This window comes from Amycolatopsis sp. w19, from assembly GCF_051373225.1.
Taxonomy (GTDB): domain Bacteria; phylum Actinomycetota; class Actinomycetes; order Mycobacteriales; family Pseudonocardiaceae; genus Amycolatopsis; species Amycolatopsis japonica.
Window position 1 is genome coordinate 295,877 of sequence record NZ_JBPQFM010000002.1, and the last position, 17,987, is coordinate 313,863.

The following is a 17,987-nucleotide window of genomic DNA, read 5'->3' on the forward strand; positions in this document are numbered from 1 at the left end:
CTCAGTGCACCCGCCGATCTCCGTCAACCCCCCGGTACCGGATCGTCCACAAGCTCCGCCGGAGGTAAGTGCGCTGCAGCCACCGATCCCGCCCGTTGTGCCGCGCGAAGAACTGCGACCGCGCGTGCAGCCCCTTCCGGTTGTTGATCAGCAGCGCCGTCCCCGGCTCGAGCTTGACCTGATGCGCGACCTCACGGCAGACCCGCTGCAGCTCCTCCAGCGCCTGCTCCGCCTCGACGGTCTCCCCCACCACTCCGTTGGCCGAGACCGCCACTTCGGGCGATTCCGCCGGACCGGAGATCACCGGCACCAGGTCGGAGAGCACGTCGGCCCCCTTGGCCACGTCACGCACGTAGCTGCCGGGCGCGTTGAGCCGGAACAGCGGACGGCGCAGGACGTCGAGCACCTCCGGGTCCAGCGCGGCCGAGATGTCCCTGCCGTCGGCGTAGTAGGTGACGGCTTCCTTGTTGCCGTCCTGGCGGACGCAGTTCAGCACCAGGAAGTCCGGATTGGACACGTCGTAGCGGCCGACCTCGTCGTGCACGATGTCGTTGTGGAAGTTGAGGAACACGTGCGAACTCTGGTTCGTCTGGCTCCGCGCACCCGCCGACACCGGGACGACGTCGTGCACGAGCCGTCCGCTCTTCTCGGTGGTGAAACCGACGGGCTCGCCGAGCAGCTGACTCAGTCCCAAAAGGACGGTCTCGGCGACGAACGTCTTCTTGTCCTTGCTGGGTTCCCCGTCGATCGGCGTCTCCGGCAGTTCCGGGTCCACCGGCAGGTTGCGCACGAACGCGACGCCGGGGGTGTCGACGTGCCTGCCGAAGTCCAGGATCGTCTGCAGCTGATCGATCGGCAGCTTCGAGAACGTGACACGGAGCATCGCCAGCGAACGGTCGATGTCGTCGACGGGGTTCGGGAAGGACCGCAGGTCGCTCCCGACGGTGTCCCGGACCTCGTCGTCGAGGACGACTTCGGCGAAGGTGCTGACTAGGGTTTCCTTGCTGGTCATGGTGTCCTATCCACTTTCCGCCGCCGCTGGACCGGCGGTCTCGTCTTGAACCTGGAAATGAGAGTGAGCGCGGGGGCGGTCGCGATCGTCGACACCAGCGTCATGATCACGAGCATCGCGAACACCGCCGGGCTGATCACCTTCAGCTGGAGGCCGACGTTGAGCACCACCAGTTCCGTCAGCCCGCGGCAGTTCATCAGCGCCCCGAGCGAAAGCGATTCGCGCCAGCCGACACCGGTCAGCCGCGCCGCCGTCGTGCTGCCCGCCCATTTGCCGAACACCGCCACCGCGGTGATCAGCACGGTCCAGAGCCATAGCGAGCCGGAGCCGAGCAGGCTGAACTCGGTGTGCAGGCCGGTGTAGGCGAAGAAGAGCGGCAGCAGCAACGTCAGGGTCACGCTGCCGAGCTTCCCGGCGGCGCGGGCGACGACCGGATCCTTCCTCGGCGCGATCACCCCGAACAGGAAGGCACCGAAGATCGCGTGGATGCCGATCTCGTTGGTGGCCAGCGCCGACAGCATGATCCCGCCGAGCAAGATCGCGAGCACCGCGGACTCCGGCACGCGCGCGAGCACCTTGGCCAGCAGCGGCCGGACGACGTAGACCATCGCCAGGACGAACGCCAGGGTGAGCCCGACGGTCAGGAAGACCTCCGACGGCGTCCCGCCCTGGCTGACGGCGACCACCACGGCCAGCAGGCACCAGGCGGCGACGTCGTCGACGGCGGCGCAGGTGAGCGCGAGCGCGCCCAGCGGCGTCTTCGCGATGCCGCGGTCGGTCAGGATTCTCGCCAGCACGGGGAACGCCGTCACGCTCATGGAGACCGCGATGAACAGGCCGAAGGCGAGGAAGCCGACGTCACCGCCAAAGGCCGGGTACATGCCGAGCGCGAGCACGATGCCGCAGACCATCGGCAGCGCGATGCTGACCTGGCTGACGGTCACCGCGGTGAACCCGCGCCGCCGTACCGCGTCGAGGTCGATCTCGGAGCCGACCAGGTACATGAAGAAGATCAAACCCAGCTGCGACAGGATGTTGATCGCCGAGACCACCCCGCCGGGGAACAGCCAGCCGAACGCGGCAGGCCAGACGATCCCGAACAGCGACGGTCCCAGGAGGATGCCGGCGACGATCTCGCCGATCACCGCGGGCTGGCCGAGCCGCCGGGCCAGGACACCCGCCAGGTGGCAGGCGCCCAGGATCACCGGGAGCGCGACCAGCAGGCGCGCGTAGGTGTCGGGCCCGCCGCCCGCGGCCTTGGCCCCGGTGCTCGCGACGGGCGCGTAGGCCGACCCCAGTCCGAGCACCACGACGACGACCGCCGCCGGGACCGCGATCAACGCGGCCCCGACGAGGATCCGGCGCAGCGCGGTACGCCCGCTCCGCTCCTGTACAGCCGATTCCATCTATTCTCCTTGAGCGGCGCGCAGTTCCAGCGTGCAGCATTTGACGCTGCCGCCCGCCTTGAGCAATTCGGACAGGTCGGCGCCGATCGGTTCGAAGCCGTGCTCCCGAAGCTGCGCGGTGAGCTCGGTGGCCGCCTGCGGGAGCACGACGTGCTTGCCGTCGGAGACCGCGTTGAGGCCGAACACGGACGCGTCGGCTTCGGACGCCAGGATCGCGTCGGGGTACAGCTCTTTCAGCAGCAGACGGCTTTCCTCGGAAAACGCCCCTGGGTAGTACATGACCGTGTCGTCGTCGAGGACGGCGAGCGCGGTGTCGAGGTGGTAGTAGCGCGGGTCGATCAGCGTCAGCTTGGTCACCGGGCGGCCGAAGAACTCGCGGGATTCGTTGTGCGCCTCCGGATTCGTGCGGAACCCGGTCCCCGCGAGGATGGCCTTCCCGGCGACGAGGTAGTCGCCCTCCCCCTCGTTGACCCACTGCGCCTGCCGCACGTAGCGGTATCCGTTGTCGCGGAACCACTTGAGATACGCGTCGGACTCCCCTGCCCGCTGCACGTGGTGGAACCGCGCGACGAGCACCTGCCCGTCGACCACGGTGGCGCCGTTGGCCGCGAACACCATGTCGGGCAGACCGGGCAGCGGATCCAGCAGCTCGACCCGATGTCCCAGGTCGACGTACAGATCACGCAGCCACTCCCACTGCGCGATGGCCAGCTCGGTGTCCGTCGGCTTCTTCGGGTCCATCCAGGGATTGATCGAGTACTCGACGTCGAAATACGTCGGTCTGACCATCAGGTAGTGCCGTTGGGTGGCAGTCCGTGACACGCTTCCTCCACGCGGTTTTGGGCGTCTTTCGCCACCGGGCCCTGGGTGAGGGCCCGGTTTCGTCGAACAGGATCCGGTGCTACTTCTGGGTTTCGGAGAGTTTGACCTCGATCTTCCCGGCCAGGTCGTTCGCGTTGCGCATGGCTTCGTCGAAGGACGCGCCGAGTGCGCCGATGCCGCCGAAGATGTTGTTGCCGAGCGGCGGGCGCTTGATCAGGTCACCCGGCTTGGCGAAGATCTTGAGGTAGTACAAGGCCTCCGATTCGTTCACCGCGGGAGGGACGTCGATCGAGGCGATCACCCCGCCGGGGCAGATCAGGCACATCGCGGCGGTGTGCAGCCCGGTCGGGCTGAAGTGGTGGACATCCGGCCGGACACCGCGGGAGACGTCCATGAGTCCCCGGATCGGGTCGTACCCGGCCGAAAGCCGTGCCATATGGTCGAGTCCCCCGCCGCCAGGGCGCACGGCGATCTCCAGCAGGAACGGTTTGCCCTGGTGGAACCGGACTTCGGCGTGCAGCGCGCCGCGGGTGAGGCCCTGGGCCCGCACGCCGGCGGCCACCACCGCGTGCACCTCGGCCACCTGCTCGGCAGTGAGCGACGTGGGCGCGTGGTGCACGTCGTCGTCGAAGGTCTCGCCTTCCGAAGTGACTCTGTCCACAATGGAACCGAGGTAGACCTCGTCGTCCCAGGCGACGGCTTCGATGAGATGCTCGTGACCGTCCAGAAAGGACTCGACGAGCAGGCCGTGCGGGCCGAGGTCCAGCCCTTCGGCCTCCATGTTGTACCAGGTCATCCCGTCGATGCCTTCGCGTGCCTGCGCGTAGCGTTCCCGCATCTTCTCTTCGTCGTCGACCCGGAAGACGAAGTTGCTGGCGGCACCCAGGGTCGGCTTGAGGATCACCGGATAGCCGAAGTCCTCGGCCGCCTGCAGGGCCGCGTCGAGGTCTTCGACGAACCGGAAGTCCGGATGCGCGGCCCCGCCCTTTTCGTGCGCCTGCCGCATGATCAGCTTGTTCCGGCTGGTCCGCGCCGCGTCCACGCCGATCCCGGGCAGGCCGAGCGCCTCGGCGACCGCGGCGACCAGGACGACGCCGGACTCGGAGAAGGTGAGCACACCGTCGAAGGATTCTTCCGCGTGCCAGGCCTTCGCGTGCCGGATCAGGTCGTCGATGTGGTTGCTGCCGGCGATCCGGTAGCGCTCGGACGGCCAGAGATCCTCGGTGCCGACCCCGTTGAGCACGTACAGCACCCCGCCGAAGTCCTCGATCTGCTGGTACCGGGGCAGGTAGTAGTAGGAGTTCTGGCTGGCTTCCAGCGCGAGCAGTTTCACGACACACCTCGTAGGGCAGGACGGATCGGGTGGACACCGCCCGCTCGCACGAGCGGCCGGTCGAGCGGTTCGAGTCCGGTCTGGACCGGGTCGGCGCCGGTCAGGCGCGCGGCCAGGGACCGGGCGATCAGCGGGGCGAACTTGAACGACGAGCCGCCGCACGCCGCGTAGGACAGGACCCGGTCGCCGAGGACGGCGAGCATCGGGCCGAGGGTGGAGCGCCGGGCCAGGTAATGGCAGTCCCGGGTGTCGACCAGCCAATCCCGGCGGAAACCGGGGATCAGCGCGGCGAACGTGTCGATCAGGTGCTCACGCCACCACGAAGGCACGGTGGCACCGCCGACCTCGTCGACGACCCGGCACGCGCTCGCGGCGCTGAGCTTCAACGGCGTCCCGGCGACGGGCGGCACGAGCCACGCGCCCCCCGCCGAGCCGAGCGACGTGATCGCCGGGGTGGCGGCCCACGCGGCGGCGTCGGTGGGCGGGACGTCGCAGTAGAGCATCGTCTGCCGGTGCAGCACGAGTTCCCTGGACAGCGCGGGAGCCAGCAGCTCCCGGGACCACGGGCCCGCCGCCACCAGGACGGCGTCGCCACGGAGGATGCCGCCGTCGGCCAGCCGGACTTCGGCCCGGTCGGCGTCGATCCCGATCACCTTGCGGTGCGGGTGGAGTTCCGCGTTCGCGTGCCACCGCAGACGGGTGGCGCACGCCGTCAGCACCCGATCGGCGAGCAGGACCCCCGCGTGCGCTTCGAAGACCGCGCCCGTCCCCGGCACGAACCCGGCGTGCGGGAACTCCGCGGCGAGTTCGTCCACGCCGAGCACTTCGGCCTTGGATCCCGCCGTGGCCAGCAGATCCCGCGCGGCCGCCGCCTCGTCCGCCGTCATCGCGGTGAGCGCGCCGACCTGTTCGTAGAACGACGTGGACAACGAATGCTCCAGTCCGAGCCACGCGTGATGCGCGGCGACCGCGGCCGCCGTGGCCGCGAGGTCACCGGGATGCAACGCGCGCAGCACGCGGTGGCGGTCGAACGAGGTCGCGCCGGAGAACGGGATGTCCGCCTGGTCGGCGAGCGCCACTTCGTGCCCGGCCGACACGCATTCCAGCGCCGTCAGCAGCGCGATGACGCCACCGCCCGCGAGCACGACTCGCATGGTCTTCCCCGTTCGTTCGGGCGCCACGAGGTACCCGGATGCCACAGCTGGGAGTGGCATCCGGGCCTTACCCTCGTTGGGCAAGGATTCAGGAGGCGCGCGGGGTCACGAACGTGTCGTTGATGACGTAGCCGTCGAGGCCGTACGTCTCCCCGTACTCGATGAGATCGCTGGTGCGGTTGAGGAAACCGCGCCCGTTGTTGTTCAGCGAGGTGTTGCACAGCACGCTGAACCCGGTCTGCTCGCGGAACGCCTCGAGCAGGTCGGTGATGCCGGCGTTGCGTTCCCGCGTCACCGTCTGGGTGCGGGCGGTCCCGTCGACGTGCGTGATGGCCTTCAACTCGTCGGAGGTGACGTGGTTGAAGTACAGCATGTACGGGTCCTGCACCGAGCCGACGAACCACTTCGGAGCGTCGGACTCCAGCGCGATCGGGGCGATCGGGCGGTAGTCCTCACGACGCTTGATCTTGTTGAGCCGCACGGTGGTGTCCACGGTGAACGGCGCGGCGAGGATCGACCGGTTACCCAGCGCCCGCGGGCCCATTTCGTACCGGCCGCGTGCCCAGCCGATGATGTTGCCGTCCTTGATGTACTTCGCGACCTCGCTCGCCACGAGCGGCCGCGTCTCGTACTTCGCGGGATCCGGGACGACGTCCTCGACGAAGTTCTCCCCCGCGTAGACGTCCCACTCGATGGTCGCCTGTCCGGTGTAGAACCATTGCGCGTCGATCGCCGTGCCCAGCGCGGAACCGCTGTCGTTGGGGCAAGGCGGCACGAAAACCGAGGAGAACAGGCCGCTCTCCCGCCACAACCGGTTCCAGTCGCAGTTCAGGCCGCAGCCGCCGGAGATCAGCAGCGGCAGGCCTTCGGTCAGGTTCTTCGCCGCGTAGTCGTAGAACCGGTTGAAGATCGCCTGCGAGTGCTTCGCCGCCGCGTTGCGGTATTCCTGCGACCACACTCCGGCGTTGTACAGATGGGACCAGGACATCTCCTCTTTGGACAGACCGAGGATGATGCCGTCGCGGTCGAGGATGAAGTCGATGGTCTTCTGCTCGTCCGGCGTGAGCGGACCCGGCTCGGCGAACCCGGTCAGCGCCATCTGCTTGCCGGCGTCGTTGAACCGGAACTTCCCCTTGCCCAGCGGGAAACCCGGGTCCGCCAGCGCGAAGAGATACGCGTACTTCGCGCCGGGGTCGGTCAGGACGTGCTGCAGGTGGGTGGCCTCGCCGCGCTCGTCGATCCGGTAGAAGTCACCGATGTTCCCTTCCCACACCAGGGAGTAGTACGCCTGGCCGGGTGCCGCGGGGGCCATCCCGAGGGAGGTGTAGATATGCGAGCGCTCGTGGGTGGAGGAGAAGTACCGCACGTCCTTGCCGAAGAACTTGCCCGCCTCGTCGGAGATCGCGCCCTCGCCGACACCGAAGTATCCGGTGCGGGACGGCGGTTCCACCGAGAACTCCCCCTTGACCCAGCCGCCGAGCGCGACCACGTCGGGCTGCTTGTCGAGCATGCCCGCCGCACGCGCCATCAGCTCGCCGGTGATCCGGTCGTAGCGCGGGTAGTTGTCCTTTTCCGACTCCAGCGCGAACAGCAGCTTGCCGTCCTCGATCGCCACGATCCCGCCATCGTGGCCCTCCTTCATCGACAGAATCAGCATTGTGTCACCGAATTTCGCTCGCCTTCATTCGTCGACTCATTCAAGCCGCGCGGCCCGTTGACCGGAAGCTCGGCGCGGGGAGAACAATCAACCTTCGGACGAGCCACCCGGCAAGGTGCGCACGGCCTCGTGGCGCAGCGATTCGAACGCGTTCTTCCGTGCCCGGTGACCGGCCATCGGGACGGCGGCGGCGAACGAGCCCGGCTCCCGTTGCCGTTCGGAGGCGAACGCACTGACCAACCGGGAGACCGCGTACCGGCCGGCGACGTTGGCGCGCTGGAGAAGTCCGGCGTCCACCACGGACTCGAGGAGTTCGTCGGCGGTCTCGATCATGATGCCCATCGCCGCGGCGATGCCGATCGACGTCGTCCAGCCCGCCCCGCTCTGCCCGAAGTGGTGGATGGCCTCCCGTTCGGTGGGCGAAAGCTGTTCGTACGCCGCGATGAACCGGTCCCGCACGTTGACGTCACCGACGCAGAGGCTGTCCATGAGCCGTTCGCGATCGGCGAGCTGGCCCGCCGTGTACGCGATCGCCCACTCCGGGCGGGCGGCGATCTTGCGGCCGACGATGTTGATCGCCAGCGGGAGGTCCCCGCACAGTTCGGCGATCATGTCGGTGGCGTCGTGCTCCGCCCGCACCCGGGCCGGCCCGGCGATCCGGCCGATCAAGGCCAGGGATTCCTTGCGGGAAAACGTATCCAGCTCGACACGGTTCGTGTCCTCCAGCCCGAGCAGCCGGGCGCGGCTGGTCACCACGACCTGGCTGTGCGGGGCCTGGCCCAGCAGCGGCCGCACCTGGCCCTCGTCCCGGACCCCGGCCAGGAGCACGAACAACCTGCGTTCCGCCAGCAGGGATCGGTACAGCCCGATCCGCTGCATCGGGTCGTCGGGCACGAGATGCGCCGGCACGCCGAGCGCGCGCAGGAATCCGCGCACGATCCCGTTGGCCGACCGGCCGCCGGTTCCGCTGCCGCCCAGATCGGCGTAGAGCTGCCCGTCCGGGAAGTCCGCCGCCACCTCTTCCGCCAGCCGCAAGGCGAAAGCCGTCTTCCCCACCCCGATCGGACCACTGACGAGCAACGGCACCTTGACCGGGCCGCTCGCGCCGATCATCTCCGCGGCGTCGGCCAGATCCCCTTCCCTGCCGACGAAAGTCCTCGATCCCATCGGCAGCTGGGCCGGACGGGCGAGCCGGATGACGCCGGATGCCAACGCGTGCACGCCATCCGGCGGTGCTTCGGCCTGCTGTGGCACGGACGCGCGTTCCTCGCGCACCTCCGCGCCGCCACCCGTCTGTCCCGCGACGCTCCGCCAACGCCGTTCCCACGCCGCGCGATCCCCACCGCACGCGGAGACGAACGCCAACGTCACGGCGAGCGTGGGCAACCGGTGGCCACTCGCCGCGCTGGACAGCACGGAAGGTGCGAACAGTGCCGTCCTGGCGAGTTCCCGGTAACTCGGGTTTCCCGCCCGGTTCCTCAAAACGCGCAGATCGTGAGCGAATGCGGCGATCGGACCAGTGGAGCCGTCCAACGGTCGCTCGGGTCTGCCCATGCCAACTCCTCCCCTGGATGGGGTAACGCAATCGCGCTGCGTGACCGTCATCCTTGCAGCCTTCCTGGCCACAACCCTAAAGGACCAATGAACGATGCAGCAGATACAAATAGGTGACTCAATGTACAAAGTCCAATAGTTGGACGCGGAAATTCACCCCCTTGGTGGCACCGGATAGGGTTCGCCCATGTCTGACCCCCTGCCGCCACTCGCCGAACTCCGGCGAGCCGCCGAAGTGTTCAACGGCTTCACGAATGTGGACGCCTCATGGCTTCGACTCGTGGAAGAAACGCAGTCCGCGATCGACCTGTCACAGCCCGCACATCGCACAATTCTTCTTCGCTGGCTCAACTCGTGGGGATGCCGGATCCGGTACCCGCGGGAAGGCGAGCCCGCGCCGTTCGACGACGGGGTCCTGGCCTGGTGGGAGACCTGGAGCGCCACGCTGCCCACCGCCGACCTCGTCGACCTGACCGACGAGGGGATCGACACCGCCGCGAAGGCGTACGCGGACCTCGCGGGTGTCGCCGTCTCAGCGGGACGGACGAGGCGTACGCTGGGCCCGACCGCCGCGGCCAAGGCACTGTATGCGTTGCGGCCCAACACGATCATGCCGTGGGACGCCGCCATCGCGGCGACCCTCCACGGCGCGCGTGACGGCGCCGCGTTCGGAAGGCATCTGCGACTCGGCCGCGCGTGGGCCGCCGCGGTGACCGCGGAGGCGGGAGACGGCGGGGCGGAGATCCCCGCCCTGATGGGCAGGCCCGTGTCACTGGCGAAGATCCTCGACGAGTACCTCTACGTCGCCTTCACCATGGGCGCCAAGGGTGACTGGGGCACGGACAGCGGAGAATGGTGGAAAAATGGTAACCGGGGATGACGTCAGAGAGATCGTTTCGGGGCTGCCCCGCGCCTATGAGGCGCTGGTCCGGGACCGGGCGAAGTTCCGCGTGGGGCGAATCGTCTTCCTTTCGCTCTCACCCGACGAAACCGTGATGGGATTCGGCTATCCCAAAGAAGAGCGGGAAGCGCTGGTGGCGGGCGAGCCGGACAAGTTCATGATGCCGATTCCCTCCGATATGCGCTATCAGTGGGTCCGCGCCCGCCTGTCCGCGCTCGATTACGAAGAGTTACGAGAGCTGATCGTCGACTCGTGGCGAATGTGCGTCCCGAAGAAGGTCTGGGCCGAATACCTCGAAAAGAACCCGAGCTGAACTGCTCCTTTCGGCGTGCGCCGTTCAGCCCCCTCGATTGCCCTTTTCGGTCCCGTGAATTGCGGGTTCGCGTGATTGAACGGACGACACACGTGTCGGCAAGGACGACACGCGTGATCAGATGGACGACACACGCGAACTCCGTCCAGTCACGCGTGTCGTCCCTCCAGTCACGCGTGTCGTCCCTCCAGTCACGCGTGTCGTCCCTCCAGTCACGCGTGTCGTCCCTCCAGTCACGCGTGTCGTCCGTCTGATCACGCGAGTTCCGGGGCCAAGCACGCGTGAAGGCCCCTTCCCTCGGCTGAGCCGAGGGAAGGGGCCTTCACGCGCGAAAGGGGCTACTCCGCGACCTCTTCGATCGCCGAGGTGCCGCGGAAGCCGGGGTTCCCGTACCGCTCCCAGACCTCGTTCAGGCGGATCCGCCCGTCCGGCAGGAACTCCGGGGTGTTCGTGCTGTGCCCCGAAATCACCTGACCGCTGGCCAGCACCATCGTGTAGGCCATGTCGATCGTCCCGTCCTCGCCGCATTTCCCGGTCAGCGAGCCGAGCCGCACCCCACCGCCGCTCAGCTCGGCCCACACCAGATCGTCCTTCTGCCGGTACAGGGTGACCGGCGCGTCCGGGTCGGTGCTGACCTTGCGGAACCGTTTCCCGTCGTAGTTGATCATCCGTCCTGCTCCGTCCGTGCCGATGAACCGGGGAACCAGAGGTCGTCCGCGGTGAGATCCGCGAGGTCGTACTTCCCGAGCGCGCTGGCGAGCAGCCGCAGTTCGAGCTCCAGACACCGCACCAGCCGCACGAGCCCATCGGTCGCGTCCTCGTCGACGGCGAGCAGCGCCGCCCGGCCGAGGCCGACCGCGGAAGCCCCCATCGCCAGGCACTTCAGCGCGCGGGCGCCTTCCCAGATCCGCCCCGACACCAGCAGCGACGCGTCGTGTTTGCCGACCCGCCGCAGGCACTCCACCAGCGGCAGGCCCACCTGGTCGAGGAAGACCGACGGCGCCCAGCCGGTGCCGCCCTCCGCGCCGTCCACGGTGACGGCGTCCGCTCCCGCCGCCCACGCGACCCGCGCCGCCTCGCCGACGTCGCGGCCTGGGTGCAGCTTCACCCAGGCGCGGGCACGCGGGTAGTTGTTGCGCATCAGGTGGATCTGCTGGCGCAGGATCTCGCCGGTGAACGTGCCGGGGCTGCTGGACCGCAGCACCATGGCCTGATCCCTGCCGAAGGCTTCGTCCACTGTGTACTGTTCGGCGATCTCGCCGGCGGCCGTGCGCGAGAGCACGGTCATCCCGCCGAGCCCCGGTTTGGCGCCCTGACCGACCTTGAGCTCGAACGCCAGCCGCCCGGTCTCCAGCAGTTTCGTCGCGGACGGGTCGCTGTAGACGAGGTTCCACACCTCAGCGTCGGCGTCTTCGGTGCTCTGCTGGACGACGACGCCGCCCAGCCCGTCCGGTACGGCATCGGCGTACGCGCGGATCCGGCCGAGCAGACCGTCCTCGACGCTCTCGCCCATCCGGCCGTAACCGTGCATCGGCACGACGTTCTCGCCGATCACCATCGGCATCCCGAGCCTGCCGGCCTGCTCGCTCGCGGCGATCCCGAGCCCGCTGCCCGCGACCTGCGTGGACCCGAACGCGCACAGGAACACCGGCGACGGCGCGGTGAACCCGCCGAGCACGGTCGACAGCCCGACGTCGCCGTACACCGGTTCTCGGGCGAGGTCGAACATCTTCTCCAGACGTCGTGGGACGAACACCGGCGGCACGATCCGCGCGCGGTCGAGTTCATCGATACCCGAGTCGACGTCCGCCCCGAACAGCGACCGGCCATATCCCGCGACGTCGGGGAAGATCGCCGCGCTGCCTTCCCGTGCCCTGGCCCGGATCGCGTCCTCCGGGAGCTGCCGCGCGGTGATCACGGCGTCGCGATCCCGGGCAGCTTCGGATACGCGTTCGCCTGCCAGATCGCGTCCAGCCCGGCGATGTAGCGCGTCACCCGCTCCAGCCCCATCCCGAACCCGGCGCTCGGCGGCAGTCCCTCGCGCGCGAGGTCGAGGTACCAGGCGTACTTCGCCGGATTCTCCCCCGTCTCCCGCATCCGCTCGATCAGCCGCCGGTACTCGTGCGTGCGTTCGCCGCCGCTGCAAAGCTCGCCGAACCCGTCGGAGGCGATGAGGTCGAAGTTCCGCAGCACCCCCGGTTCGGTGCTGGACTCGCCGTCGGTGAACCCGCGCGAGCCCTTGGGGTAGTCGACGATGAAGAACGGGCGGTTCGTCTGCTCCGAGATGATCCGCTCGCCCTGCCAGTCGATCTCCGCGTCGGCGCTCTGCCCGTGCTGCAGGCCTTGCAGCCGCGACACCGCCTCGCGGTGCGTCATCCGCTCGAAATCCTCTTCCAGCAGCGCCGTGAACGATTCCGGATCTCGCCCGAGCGTGGCGAGGTCCACTTTGGACTCTCGCAGCGTGTGGGCGACCACGTGCCGGAGCAGGCCCTGAGCGACGTCGAGGACCTCCTCGCGGCTCGCCCGCGCCACCTCGACGTCGATCTGGGTGAACTCGACCAGATGCCGTCCGGTGGTCGAGGTCTCCAGCGGCTCCAGCCGCACGTTCGGGGCGACGTAGAAGATCTTGTCGAACGCGAGCAGCGAGGCCTGCTTGTACAGGATGACGCTGGTCATCATCTTGTACTTGTGCCCGTAGTAGTCGACGTCGACCTGCTTGGCGCCGCGGCATCCCGGGTCGGTGACCGGCCCGATCAGCGGCGGTTGCAGTTCCACGAACCCGTTCATGCCGAGGTACTCGCGGGTGCCCGCGGTGATGCTGTTCTGGATGCGCAACGCCGCCTGCGTCACCGGCGACGTCAGATGCTCGCGGGTGCCCGGCGGCAGCGCCGCGGCCGATGGTGCGGTCATGTCCTACTCCCCTGTGTCAGTCGGTTCACGGGCTCGATTCCCGGCAGCCCGTACTTCTCGTCGAACGACCGCTCGACGTAGCGGAGCGCGTCCAGCAGATCGCCCGAGGTCATCCGCCGTTCCGCGGGCAGGTCGACGAGGTCGCCCAGCGGCATCGCGCCGATCCGCTGCCACTCCAGGCGGCCGCCGGCGTCCAGCCGTCCGCGCGCGCGGCCCGCGTTGTCCGGGTGCAGGCAGAACGGGACGTCCAGCTGACCTCGCGCGAACGCGGTGACCAGCGCCCTGCCGAGGTCGGTATGGAGCGAAAGAACGTTGTCCACCAACGCTTTCGCCTGCGCGTGGATCCCGGTGTCGCCGAGCCTGCCGATCCGGGACACACCCCGCGCGGCCCCGGCGGCGTGTTCCAGCGCGGTGACGTTCTCCGCCACGGTCGGCAGCCGGTGGGCTTCGGCGGTGGTCTTGACGATCAGCCTGCTCGCCCCGGTGCGGGCGGCCAGCCGCGCGGACTCCGCGATCAGCTCCAGCGCGCCGCCCGGTGTCCTCGGGTGGACGCCCATGTAGCCGTAGATCACCACATGCGTCCGCGCGTGCGGCACGTATTCCCCGATCAGCGCGTGCAGCGCGGCGACGGCCTCCTCGTCCTGCCCGGCGTGGGTCTGTTGCGCGTAGCTGAAGGACAGGCAGCGGATCCCGTGCCGCCAGAAGAACATCCCCTCCAGCACGCTCAGCGCGACCAGCAGCGCCGGCGGGCACAGCTGGCCCATCATGCAGCCGCCGAAGGTCTCCAGATGCGGCTCCAGTTCGGGACCGCGGGCCTCGGCCAGCGTTTCGCACGAGCGCCGCCAGTTGTCGACGGCCGCCGAGAGCGGCATCCGGCTGTACGGCAGGCAATACGACACCGGTCCGCCCTCGGTCGCGTGCAACCCGAAGTCCAGCAGCGCCCGCACGATCCGGCGGGGATCCGCCGAACCGTGCCGCACCTGCACCGGGAAGTCCCCGGTCAGCACGCCGTCGAGCAACGCCGCCGTCGTCACGGGATCGTGGTCGACGAGCGGGTACCCGTTGAGATCGGCGCCCGCCGCCAACGCCGCGCGCGCCGCCTCGTGGTCGCCGACCCTGGTGTAGCTGTCGATCGTGATCGTGCCGACCGTCGCGGCCCGCGCCGACCGGGTCGCCAGCAGCCCCCTGGTCATCCGCCCCGGATCGGCGAACCCCATCCGGGGCTGGACGACCAGCTCCCCCTGCGCGTGGTGGCGTGCGACCACCTCGCCGAACGAAAGTCCCCGCCGCGGGGCGAGCACGTTCATCCCGCGCCCAGCGGGACACCGGGGGCGCGGACGGACAAGGTGCGGAGGAACGTACGGAACGGGGTCAGCCCGGCGGAGTCCTCGAACACCGCGTCGAAGCCGGCCTCCAGCAGCCGGGCCGCGTTGCTGCCGCCCGTGACGTCGAGCTTCCCGCCGATGACGACCGGCGTCGTGACCAGCTCCGCCCGGGCGCGGAAGGCTTCCATCAGCCGGACGCCGTCCTGACGGCCGTGCCCGTTGAGGCTGCTGATCACCAGCAGATCCGGCCGCCGGGTGACGCATTCGCGCACGATGGTCGCGTCCGGGACGCAGGCGCCGAGGTTGGTGACCCGGCAGCCCAGTTCCTCCAGCAACAGCTCCAGGTACACCAGGTTCCAGGTGTGCGCGTCGGACGAGAGCCCGGTGACGATCACGTCGAGACCGGCGTCCGGGAGCGTGGGCTGGACGGCTTCGATGGTCATGGTGCGGCGTTCTCCCTCTCTCCTCGGTCCGGCCGCACGTCGATCTCGATCAGCGCGACCGCCTCTTCGGCCAGGCGCGAAGCCTCCGCCGGGCTGTCCGCGGTCACCATCAGATCGCCGACGCGGTCCCACGAACTGCGCAGCCCGTCGAACCGGTCGCCCGCCGAGACGCTGACGTCGCACAGGAACACGCCTTCGGACTGCGCCGCCTTCTCCACCCCGCGCACGTCCTCGATGAGGCCGGGCTCGATCGACAGGAACCGGACCGCGGCGCCGCGTTCGGCCTTGCGCGGCAACAGGTCCACGACCGGCTCGTCCTTCATCACCGAGAAGTAGGCGCGGTTGAGCTCCACCGGATAGGCGCGCTGGATCAGCTCGATGATGCCGTCGCCCGCGAACCGGCCGGCGCATTCGACCAGGTACGGGACGCCGTCCGAGACGATCCACTCGCAGTGGACGATCCCGGTGCGGAAGCCGGTCGCGGCGGTGAGCAGCCGCGTCTCCTCGGTCAGCGTCGCGGTGAGCTCGTCCGGGATGTCGGCGGGGACGATATGCGCGAGTTCGATCGGCCGCGGACCGGGGAACAGCCGTTTGCCGGTGACGTTGGCGAACAGCGGCTCGCCGTCGCGCAGCAGCATCTCGACGCTGAACTCGTCTCCCTCGACGAAGCTCTCGGCGAGCATCTTCAGTTCCATCGCGCGGTCCGGGACGAAGATCCCCTCGTCCTGCACGACGCAGTTCGTCCACGCCTGCTCGGCCTCGGCCGGGTCGGTGAGCACCTGCGTCCCCACCGACGCCTGCCGGTTCGACGGCTTCAGCACGGTCTTCCCCGGATGCCGCGCCATGAACTCACGGACCTGCTCCGGGCTTTCGACCCGCGCCGACGCCGGGTTCGCGATCCCCGCCGCCCGGCTGACCAGGCGCAGCACCGCCTTGTCCCGCAGGATCTGCGCCGCGCCGAAGCCCGCGCCCGGCAGGCCGTAGCGTTCGGCGAGCCGGGCCGCGAACGGAGTCGCGTACTCGGTCAGCGGGACCACCGCGGCCGGGTCGAGGTCGTGGTGGACGTGGTAGAACTCGTCCGCCTTGCCGGGCAGGTGGAACTCCCATTCGATGAGCTCGCGCACCAGCGCCGAACCGGCCACCGTCTTCCGCGCGTCGCGTTTGCGGACGACGTCGGGCTCTTCGACGAAGATGACCGAGCCGTCCGGCTGGAAGTCCTTGATGGACGAACCCAGCGCCGCGGCCACGAACCCGACCAGCACCACCGGGCGCGTCATGCCCCCTCCTCGACGTAGTACCAGTTCTCGGGGTTGATCAGCCCGTACGGGTTGATCGGCGAGAATCCGCGCAGGTTGCCCGCGACCTCGAACAGCCGCCGCGGGAACGTCGGCATGAAGATCACCGGCGCCTGCTCGGCGATGTACTCCTGGTACTCGTACAGCGCTTCGAGCGAGTCCGTGGTGACGGTCTTCGCGATGAGCTCGTCCGCCTTGGCGTCGCGCCAGTTGCTGAAGTTGCAGGCGGCGCCGCTCTGGAAGAGGTTCTCGCCGGTCGGGTAGTTGTAGACCCAGCCGCCGCCCCAGCAGGACAGCTGCCACATCCGCTTCTCGCCGGGACCGTCCTCCGCCACCAGGACCGACCCCATCACCTCTTCGAGGCGGATCTCGATCCCGGCCTTGGCCGCGTCGTCCCGGAACTGCGCCATGAGCCGCGCCAGCGACGGCCTGCCTTCCCAGTAGCGCAAGGAGAAGCTCAGTTCGGTGCCGGCGGGGATACCCTCGCCGGCCTCACCGGGGCCGGTGCCGGGCCGGACGCACACCGCGGGTGAGGTGGTGACGTCCCAGCCGTTGTCGGCGAGCAGCTGCCGCGCCTTCTCCAGGTCGAACGGCCAGAATCCGCCGCGCTCGGCGATCTTCGGCGAGACCAGGTCGCTCTTGGGCAGCACCGGGATCGACCCCGTCTGGCTCCAGCCGTAACCCTGGTAGACCTCGCGGGCGCCGTACTCCTGGTCGAAGCAGCTCTGCAGGGCCTGCCGGACATAGGGCTGCCTGATCATGTTCCCCGCGACGGTCGGGTTGCTGAAGTTGACCGCCATGAAGTTGATGTTGAACAGGATCTGCGGCTCCAGCTGGAACCCGTCGCCCAGCGGGTTCGGCCCGCCCTTCGTCGGGTCGCCGTCGGGCTGGACGCCCATCCCCGGCGGCAGGAAACCGACCTGGACGTCGCCGGACCGCAGCAGCTCGTACTGCTGCTCGTCCGACGTCGTCGAGACCTGGCGCAGCTCGTCGAGATGCGCCGGATTGGGCCCGCTGTAGTGCTCGTTCGGGACGAAGGTGACGACGCCTTCCTCGGTGTAGCTCTTGAGCCGCCACGGTCCGTTCACGACACTCCACACCGGACTGTCGGCCCAGCGTGTGCGATGCGAGTTGTCCTCCTCGACGACGTCGCCGTTCTCCGCCATGAGGAACTCGTAGACCGCTTCGGCCTGCTCGATGTCGTGCGTCGCGTCGGCCGGGCCGTCCGCGGTGCGGTCCCACGCCTTCGGCATCGGCGTGATCATGGTGAGCTGGTTCAGCAGCACCCAGTTCTTCGAGTACGCCTTGTCGAAGGTGAAGCTCACCTTGTCCTCGGCGACCTTCTCGAACGACACCAGGTTGTCCGGGAAGTAGCCCTCGGAGTAGGCGCCGAACCTCGGCCCCTTCACCTTCAGCATGTTCATCCAGAAGATGACGTTGTCCGCGCAGACCGTCTCGCCGTTGGACCACTTCCACGGTTTGATCCGGACCACGCAGGTGCGTCCGGTCTCGTCCCACACCGGCTCTTCACCGACGCTGAGGTCCCAGTCGATCTCCGGCGCGCCGTCCCGGCCCAGCCAGTACAGCGGCCGGTACATCAGCATCTGGAACTCGTAGAGGCTCCGCACGCCGAAGCGCTCGCCCGGGGTGAAGGGGAAGATCACCGCGGGCGGGAACCCGGGCAGGCAGGCCCAGGTCGCCACGCCGCCCTTGATCGGCTTGTCCGTCATGACTTTCGCTTCCTCCGCAGTTCGGCCGCGCTTAGTGGTTGCCATCGGATGTCCTTCGGGGGTATTCGGCGGATCCAGGTTTCCGCTGGGCGTGCGGTCGTGAGGTCCTCGTACCGGGGTTGTACTCGGGCC

The 17,987-nt window shown here is 68.8% G+C and carries 16 protein-coding genes; 2 read left to right on the forward strand and 14 right to left on the reverse strand.

All coding sequences use genetic code 11. The annotated features are described in order from the left end of the window. Position 1 precedes the first annotated feature (1 nt). The 7 genes from ACSMFO_RS05865 to ACSMFO_RS05895 form a co-directional block, all read right to left on the reverse strand. Positions 2-1,012 (reverse strand): TauD/TfdA family dioxygenase, encoded by a 1,011-nt coding sequence (locus ACSMFO_RS05865; RefSeq protein WP_436457308.1) that lies wholly within the window; start codon positions 1,010-1,012, stop codon positions 2-4. Beyond that, complete coding sequence (locus ACSMFO_RS05870) at positions 1,009-2,418, reverse strand: cation:proton antiporter domain-containing protein (RefSeq protein ID WP_436457310.1); 1,410 nt, start codon at positions 2,416-2,418, stop codon at positions 1,009-1,011. Before ACSMFO_RS05870 ends, ACSMFO_RS05865 begins: the two co-directional genes overlap by 4 nt. Further along, positions 2,419-3,240, reverse strand: coding sequence for a dimethylargininase (ddaH, locus tag ACSMFO_RS05875; RefSeq protein ID WP_436457312.1), 822 nt, complete (start codon positions 3,238-3,240; stop codon positions 2,419-2,421). A 79-nt stretch (positions 3,241-3,319) separates the two neighbouring features. Beyond that, positions 3,320-4,573: an ATP-grasp domain-containing protein gene (locus ACSMFO_RS05880; RefSeq protein ID WP_037344324.1), complete on the reverse strand. Its 1,254-nt coding sequence runs from the start codon at positions 4,571-4,573 to the stop codon at positions 3,320-3,322. Then, positions 4,570-5,727, reverse strand: coding sequence for an NAD(P)/FAD-dependent oxidoreductase (locus ACSMFO_RS05885; protein WP_436457314.1), 1,158 nt, complete (start codon positions 5,725-5,727; stop codon positions 4,570-4,572). The genes ACSMFO_RS05880 and ACSMFO_RS05885 overlap by 4 nt, the downstream gene beginning before the upstream one ends. 88 nt (positions 5,728-5,815) lie before the next feature. Next, positions 5,816-7,384 (reverse strand): carbamoyltransferase C-terminal domain-containing protein, encoded by a 1,569-nt coding sequence (locus ACSMFO_RS05890; RefSeq protein WP_436457316.1) that lies wholly within the window; start codon positions 7,382-7,384, stop codon positions 5,816-5,818. Positions 7,385-7,471: 87 nt separating this feature from the next. Then, entirely contained in the window at positions 7,472-8,938 is a 1,467-nt protein-coding gene (locus tag ACSMFO_RS05895) for an NB-ARC domain-containing protein (protein ID WP_038515216.1), read from the reverse strand. A 187-nt stretch (positions 8,939-9,125) separates the two neighbouring features. Here ACSMFO_RS05895 and ACSMFO_RS05900 point away from each other — a divergent pair, with 187 nt between their 5' ends. Together ACSMFO_RS05900 and ACSMFO_RS05905 are read left to right on the forward strand one after the other, a co-directional pair. After that, positions 9,126-9,818, forward strand: coding sequence for a hypothetical protein (locus ACSMFO_RS05900; RefSeq protein WP_436457318.1), 693 nt, complete (start codon positions 9,126-9,128; stop codon positions 9,816-9,818). Then, complete coding sequence (locus ACSMFO_RS05905; protein ID WP_037344315.1) at positions 9,802-10,152, forward strand: MmcQ/YjbR family DNA-binding protein; 351 nt, start codon at positions 9,802-9,804, stop codon at positions 10,150-10,152. The genes ACSMFO_RS05900 and ACSMFO_RS05905 overlap by 17 nt, the downstream gene beginning before the upstream one ends. A 338-nt stretch (positions 10,153-10,490) precedes the next feature. Here the strand turns inward: ACSMFO_RS05905 and ACSMFO_RS05910 are convergent, their stop codons facing one another. Genes ACSMFO_RS05910 through ACSMFO_RS05940 form a run of 7 tightly spaced genes read right to left on the reverse strand, consistent with a single transcriptional unit; the run spans position 10,491 to position 17,855 of the window. Continuing rightward, positions 10,491-10,820: a hypothetical protein gene (locus tag ACSMFO_RS05910; protein ID WP_436457319.1), complete on the reverse strand. Its 330-nt coding sequence runs from the start codon at positions 10,818-10,820 to the stop codon at positions 10,491-10,493. After that, complete coding sequence (locus tag ACSMFO_RS05915; RefSeq protein WP_436457321.1) at positions 10,817-12,070, reverse strand: glutamate synthase-related protein; 1,254 nt, start codon at positions 12,068-12,070, stop codon at positions 10,817-10,819. The genes ACSMFO_RS05910 and ACSMFO_RS05915 overlap by 4 nt, the downstream gene beginning before the upstream one ends. After that, positions 12,067-13,062, reverse strand: a complete 996-nt coding sequence (locus ACSMFO_RS05920; RefSeq protein ID WP_436457323.1) for an asparagine synthetase A — start codon at positions 13,060-13,062, stop codon at positions 12,067-12,069. Before ACSMFO_RS05920 ends, ACSMFO_RS05915 begins: the two co-directional genes overlap by 4 nt. After that, positions 13,059-14,369: a methylaspartate mutase gene (locus ACSMFO_RS05925; RefSeq protein WP_436457324.1), complete on the reverse strand. Its 1,311-nt coding sequence runs from the start codon at positions 14,367-14,369 to the stop codon at positions 13,059-13,061. Before ACSMFO_RS05925 ends, ACSMFO_RS05920 begins: the two co-directional genes overlap by 4 nt. Then, a complete protein-coding gene (locus ACSMFO_RS05930; RefSeq protein ID WP_038515224.1) occupies positions 14,366-14,830 on the reverse strand; it encodes a cobalamin B12-binding domain-containing protein in 465 nt (154 codons plus the stop codon). Before ACSMFO_RS05930 ends, ACSMFO_RS05925 begins: the two co-directional genes overlap by 4 nt. After that, positions 14,827-16,107 (reverse strand): ATP-grasp domain-containing protein, encoded by a 1,281-nt coding sequence (locus ACSMFO_RS05935; protein WP_436457325.1) that lies wholly within the window; start codon positions 16,105-16,107, stop codon positions 14,827-14,829. The genes ACSMFO_RS05930 and ACSMFO_RS05935 overlap by 4 nt, the downstream gene beginning before the upstream one ends. Further along, positions 16,104-17,855, reverse strand: a complete 1,752-nt coding sequence (locus ACSMFO_RS05940; RefSeq protein WP_436457326.1) for an ABC transporter substrate-binding protein — start codon at positions 17,853-17,855, stop codon at positions 16,104-16,106. Before ACSMFO_RS05940 ends, ACSMFO_RS05935 begins: the two co-directional genes overlap by 4 nt. Between the last annotated feature and the right edge of the window lie 132 nt (positions 17,856-17,987).

What these genes read in the sequence shown, in the direction of transcription:
- ACSMFO_RS05865 (WP_436457308.1), bottom strand. Translation starts at nt 1,012, where the DNA reads ATGACCAGCAAGGAAACCCTAGTCAGCACCTTCGCCGAAGTCGTCCTC.
- ACSMFO_RS05870 (WP_436457310.1), bottom strand. Translation starts at nt 2,418, where the DNA reads ATGGAATCGGCTGTACAGGAGCGGAGCGGGCGTACCGCGCTGCGCCGG.
- ACSMFO_RS05885 (WP_436457314.1), bottom strand. Translation starts at nt 5,727, where the DNA reads ATGCGAGTCGTGCTCGCGGGCGGTGGCGTCATCGCGCTGCTGACGGCG.
- ACSMFO_RS05890 (WP_436457316.1), bottom strand. Translation starts at nt 7,384, where the DNA reads ATGCTGATTCTGTCGATGAAGGAGGGCCACGATGGCGGGATCGTGGCG.
- ACSMFO_RS05895 (WP_038515216.1), bottom strand. Translation starts at nt 8,938, where the DNA reads ATGGGCAGACCCGAGCGACCGTTGGACGGCTCCACTGGTCCGATCGCC.
- ACSMFO_RS05900 (WP_436457318.1), top strand. Translation starts at nt 9,126, where the DNA reads ATGTCTGACCCCCTGCCGCCACTCGCCGAACTCCGGCGAGCCGCCGAA.
- ACSMFO_RS05905 (WP_037344315.1), top strand. Translation starts at nt 9,802, where the DNA reads ATGGTAACCGGGGATGACGTCAGAGAGATCGTTTCGGGGCTGCCCCGC.
- ACSMFO_RS05910 (WP_436457319.1), bottom strand. Translation starts at nt 10,820, where the DNA reads ATGATCAACTACGACGGGAAACGGTTCCGCAAGGTCAGCACCGACCCG.
- ACSMFO_RS05920 (WP_436457323.1), bottom strand. Translation starts at nt 13,062, where the DNA reads ATGACCGCACCATCGGCCGCGGCGCTGCCGCCGGGCACCCGCGAGCAT.
- ACSMFO_RS05925 (WP_436457324.1), bottom strand. Translation starts at nt 14,369, where the DNA reads ATGAACGTGCTCGCCCCGCGGCGGGGACTTTCGTTCGGCGAGGTGGTC.
- ACSMFO_RS05930 (WP_038515224.1), bottom strand. Translation starts at nt 14,830, where the DNA reads ATGACCATCGAAGCCGTCCAGCCCACGCTCCCGGACGCCGGTCTCGAC.
- ACSMFO_RS05935 (WP_436457325.1), bottom strand. Translation starts at nt 16,107, where the DNA reads ATGACGCGCCCGGTGGTGCTGGTCGGGTTCGTGGCCGCGGCGCTGGGT.
- ACSMFO_RS05940 (WP_436457326.1), bottom strand. Translation starts at nt 17,855, where the DNA reads ATGACGGACAAGCCGATCAAGGGCGGCGTGGCGACCTGGGCCTGCCTG.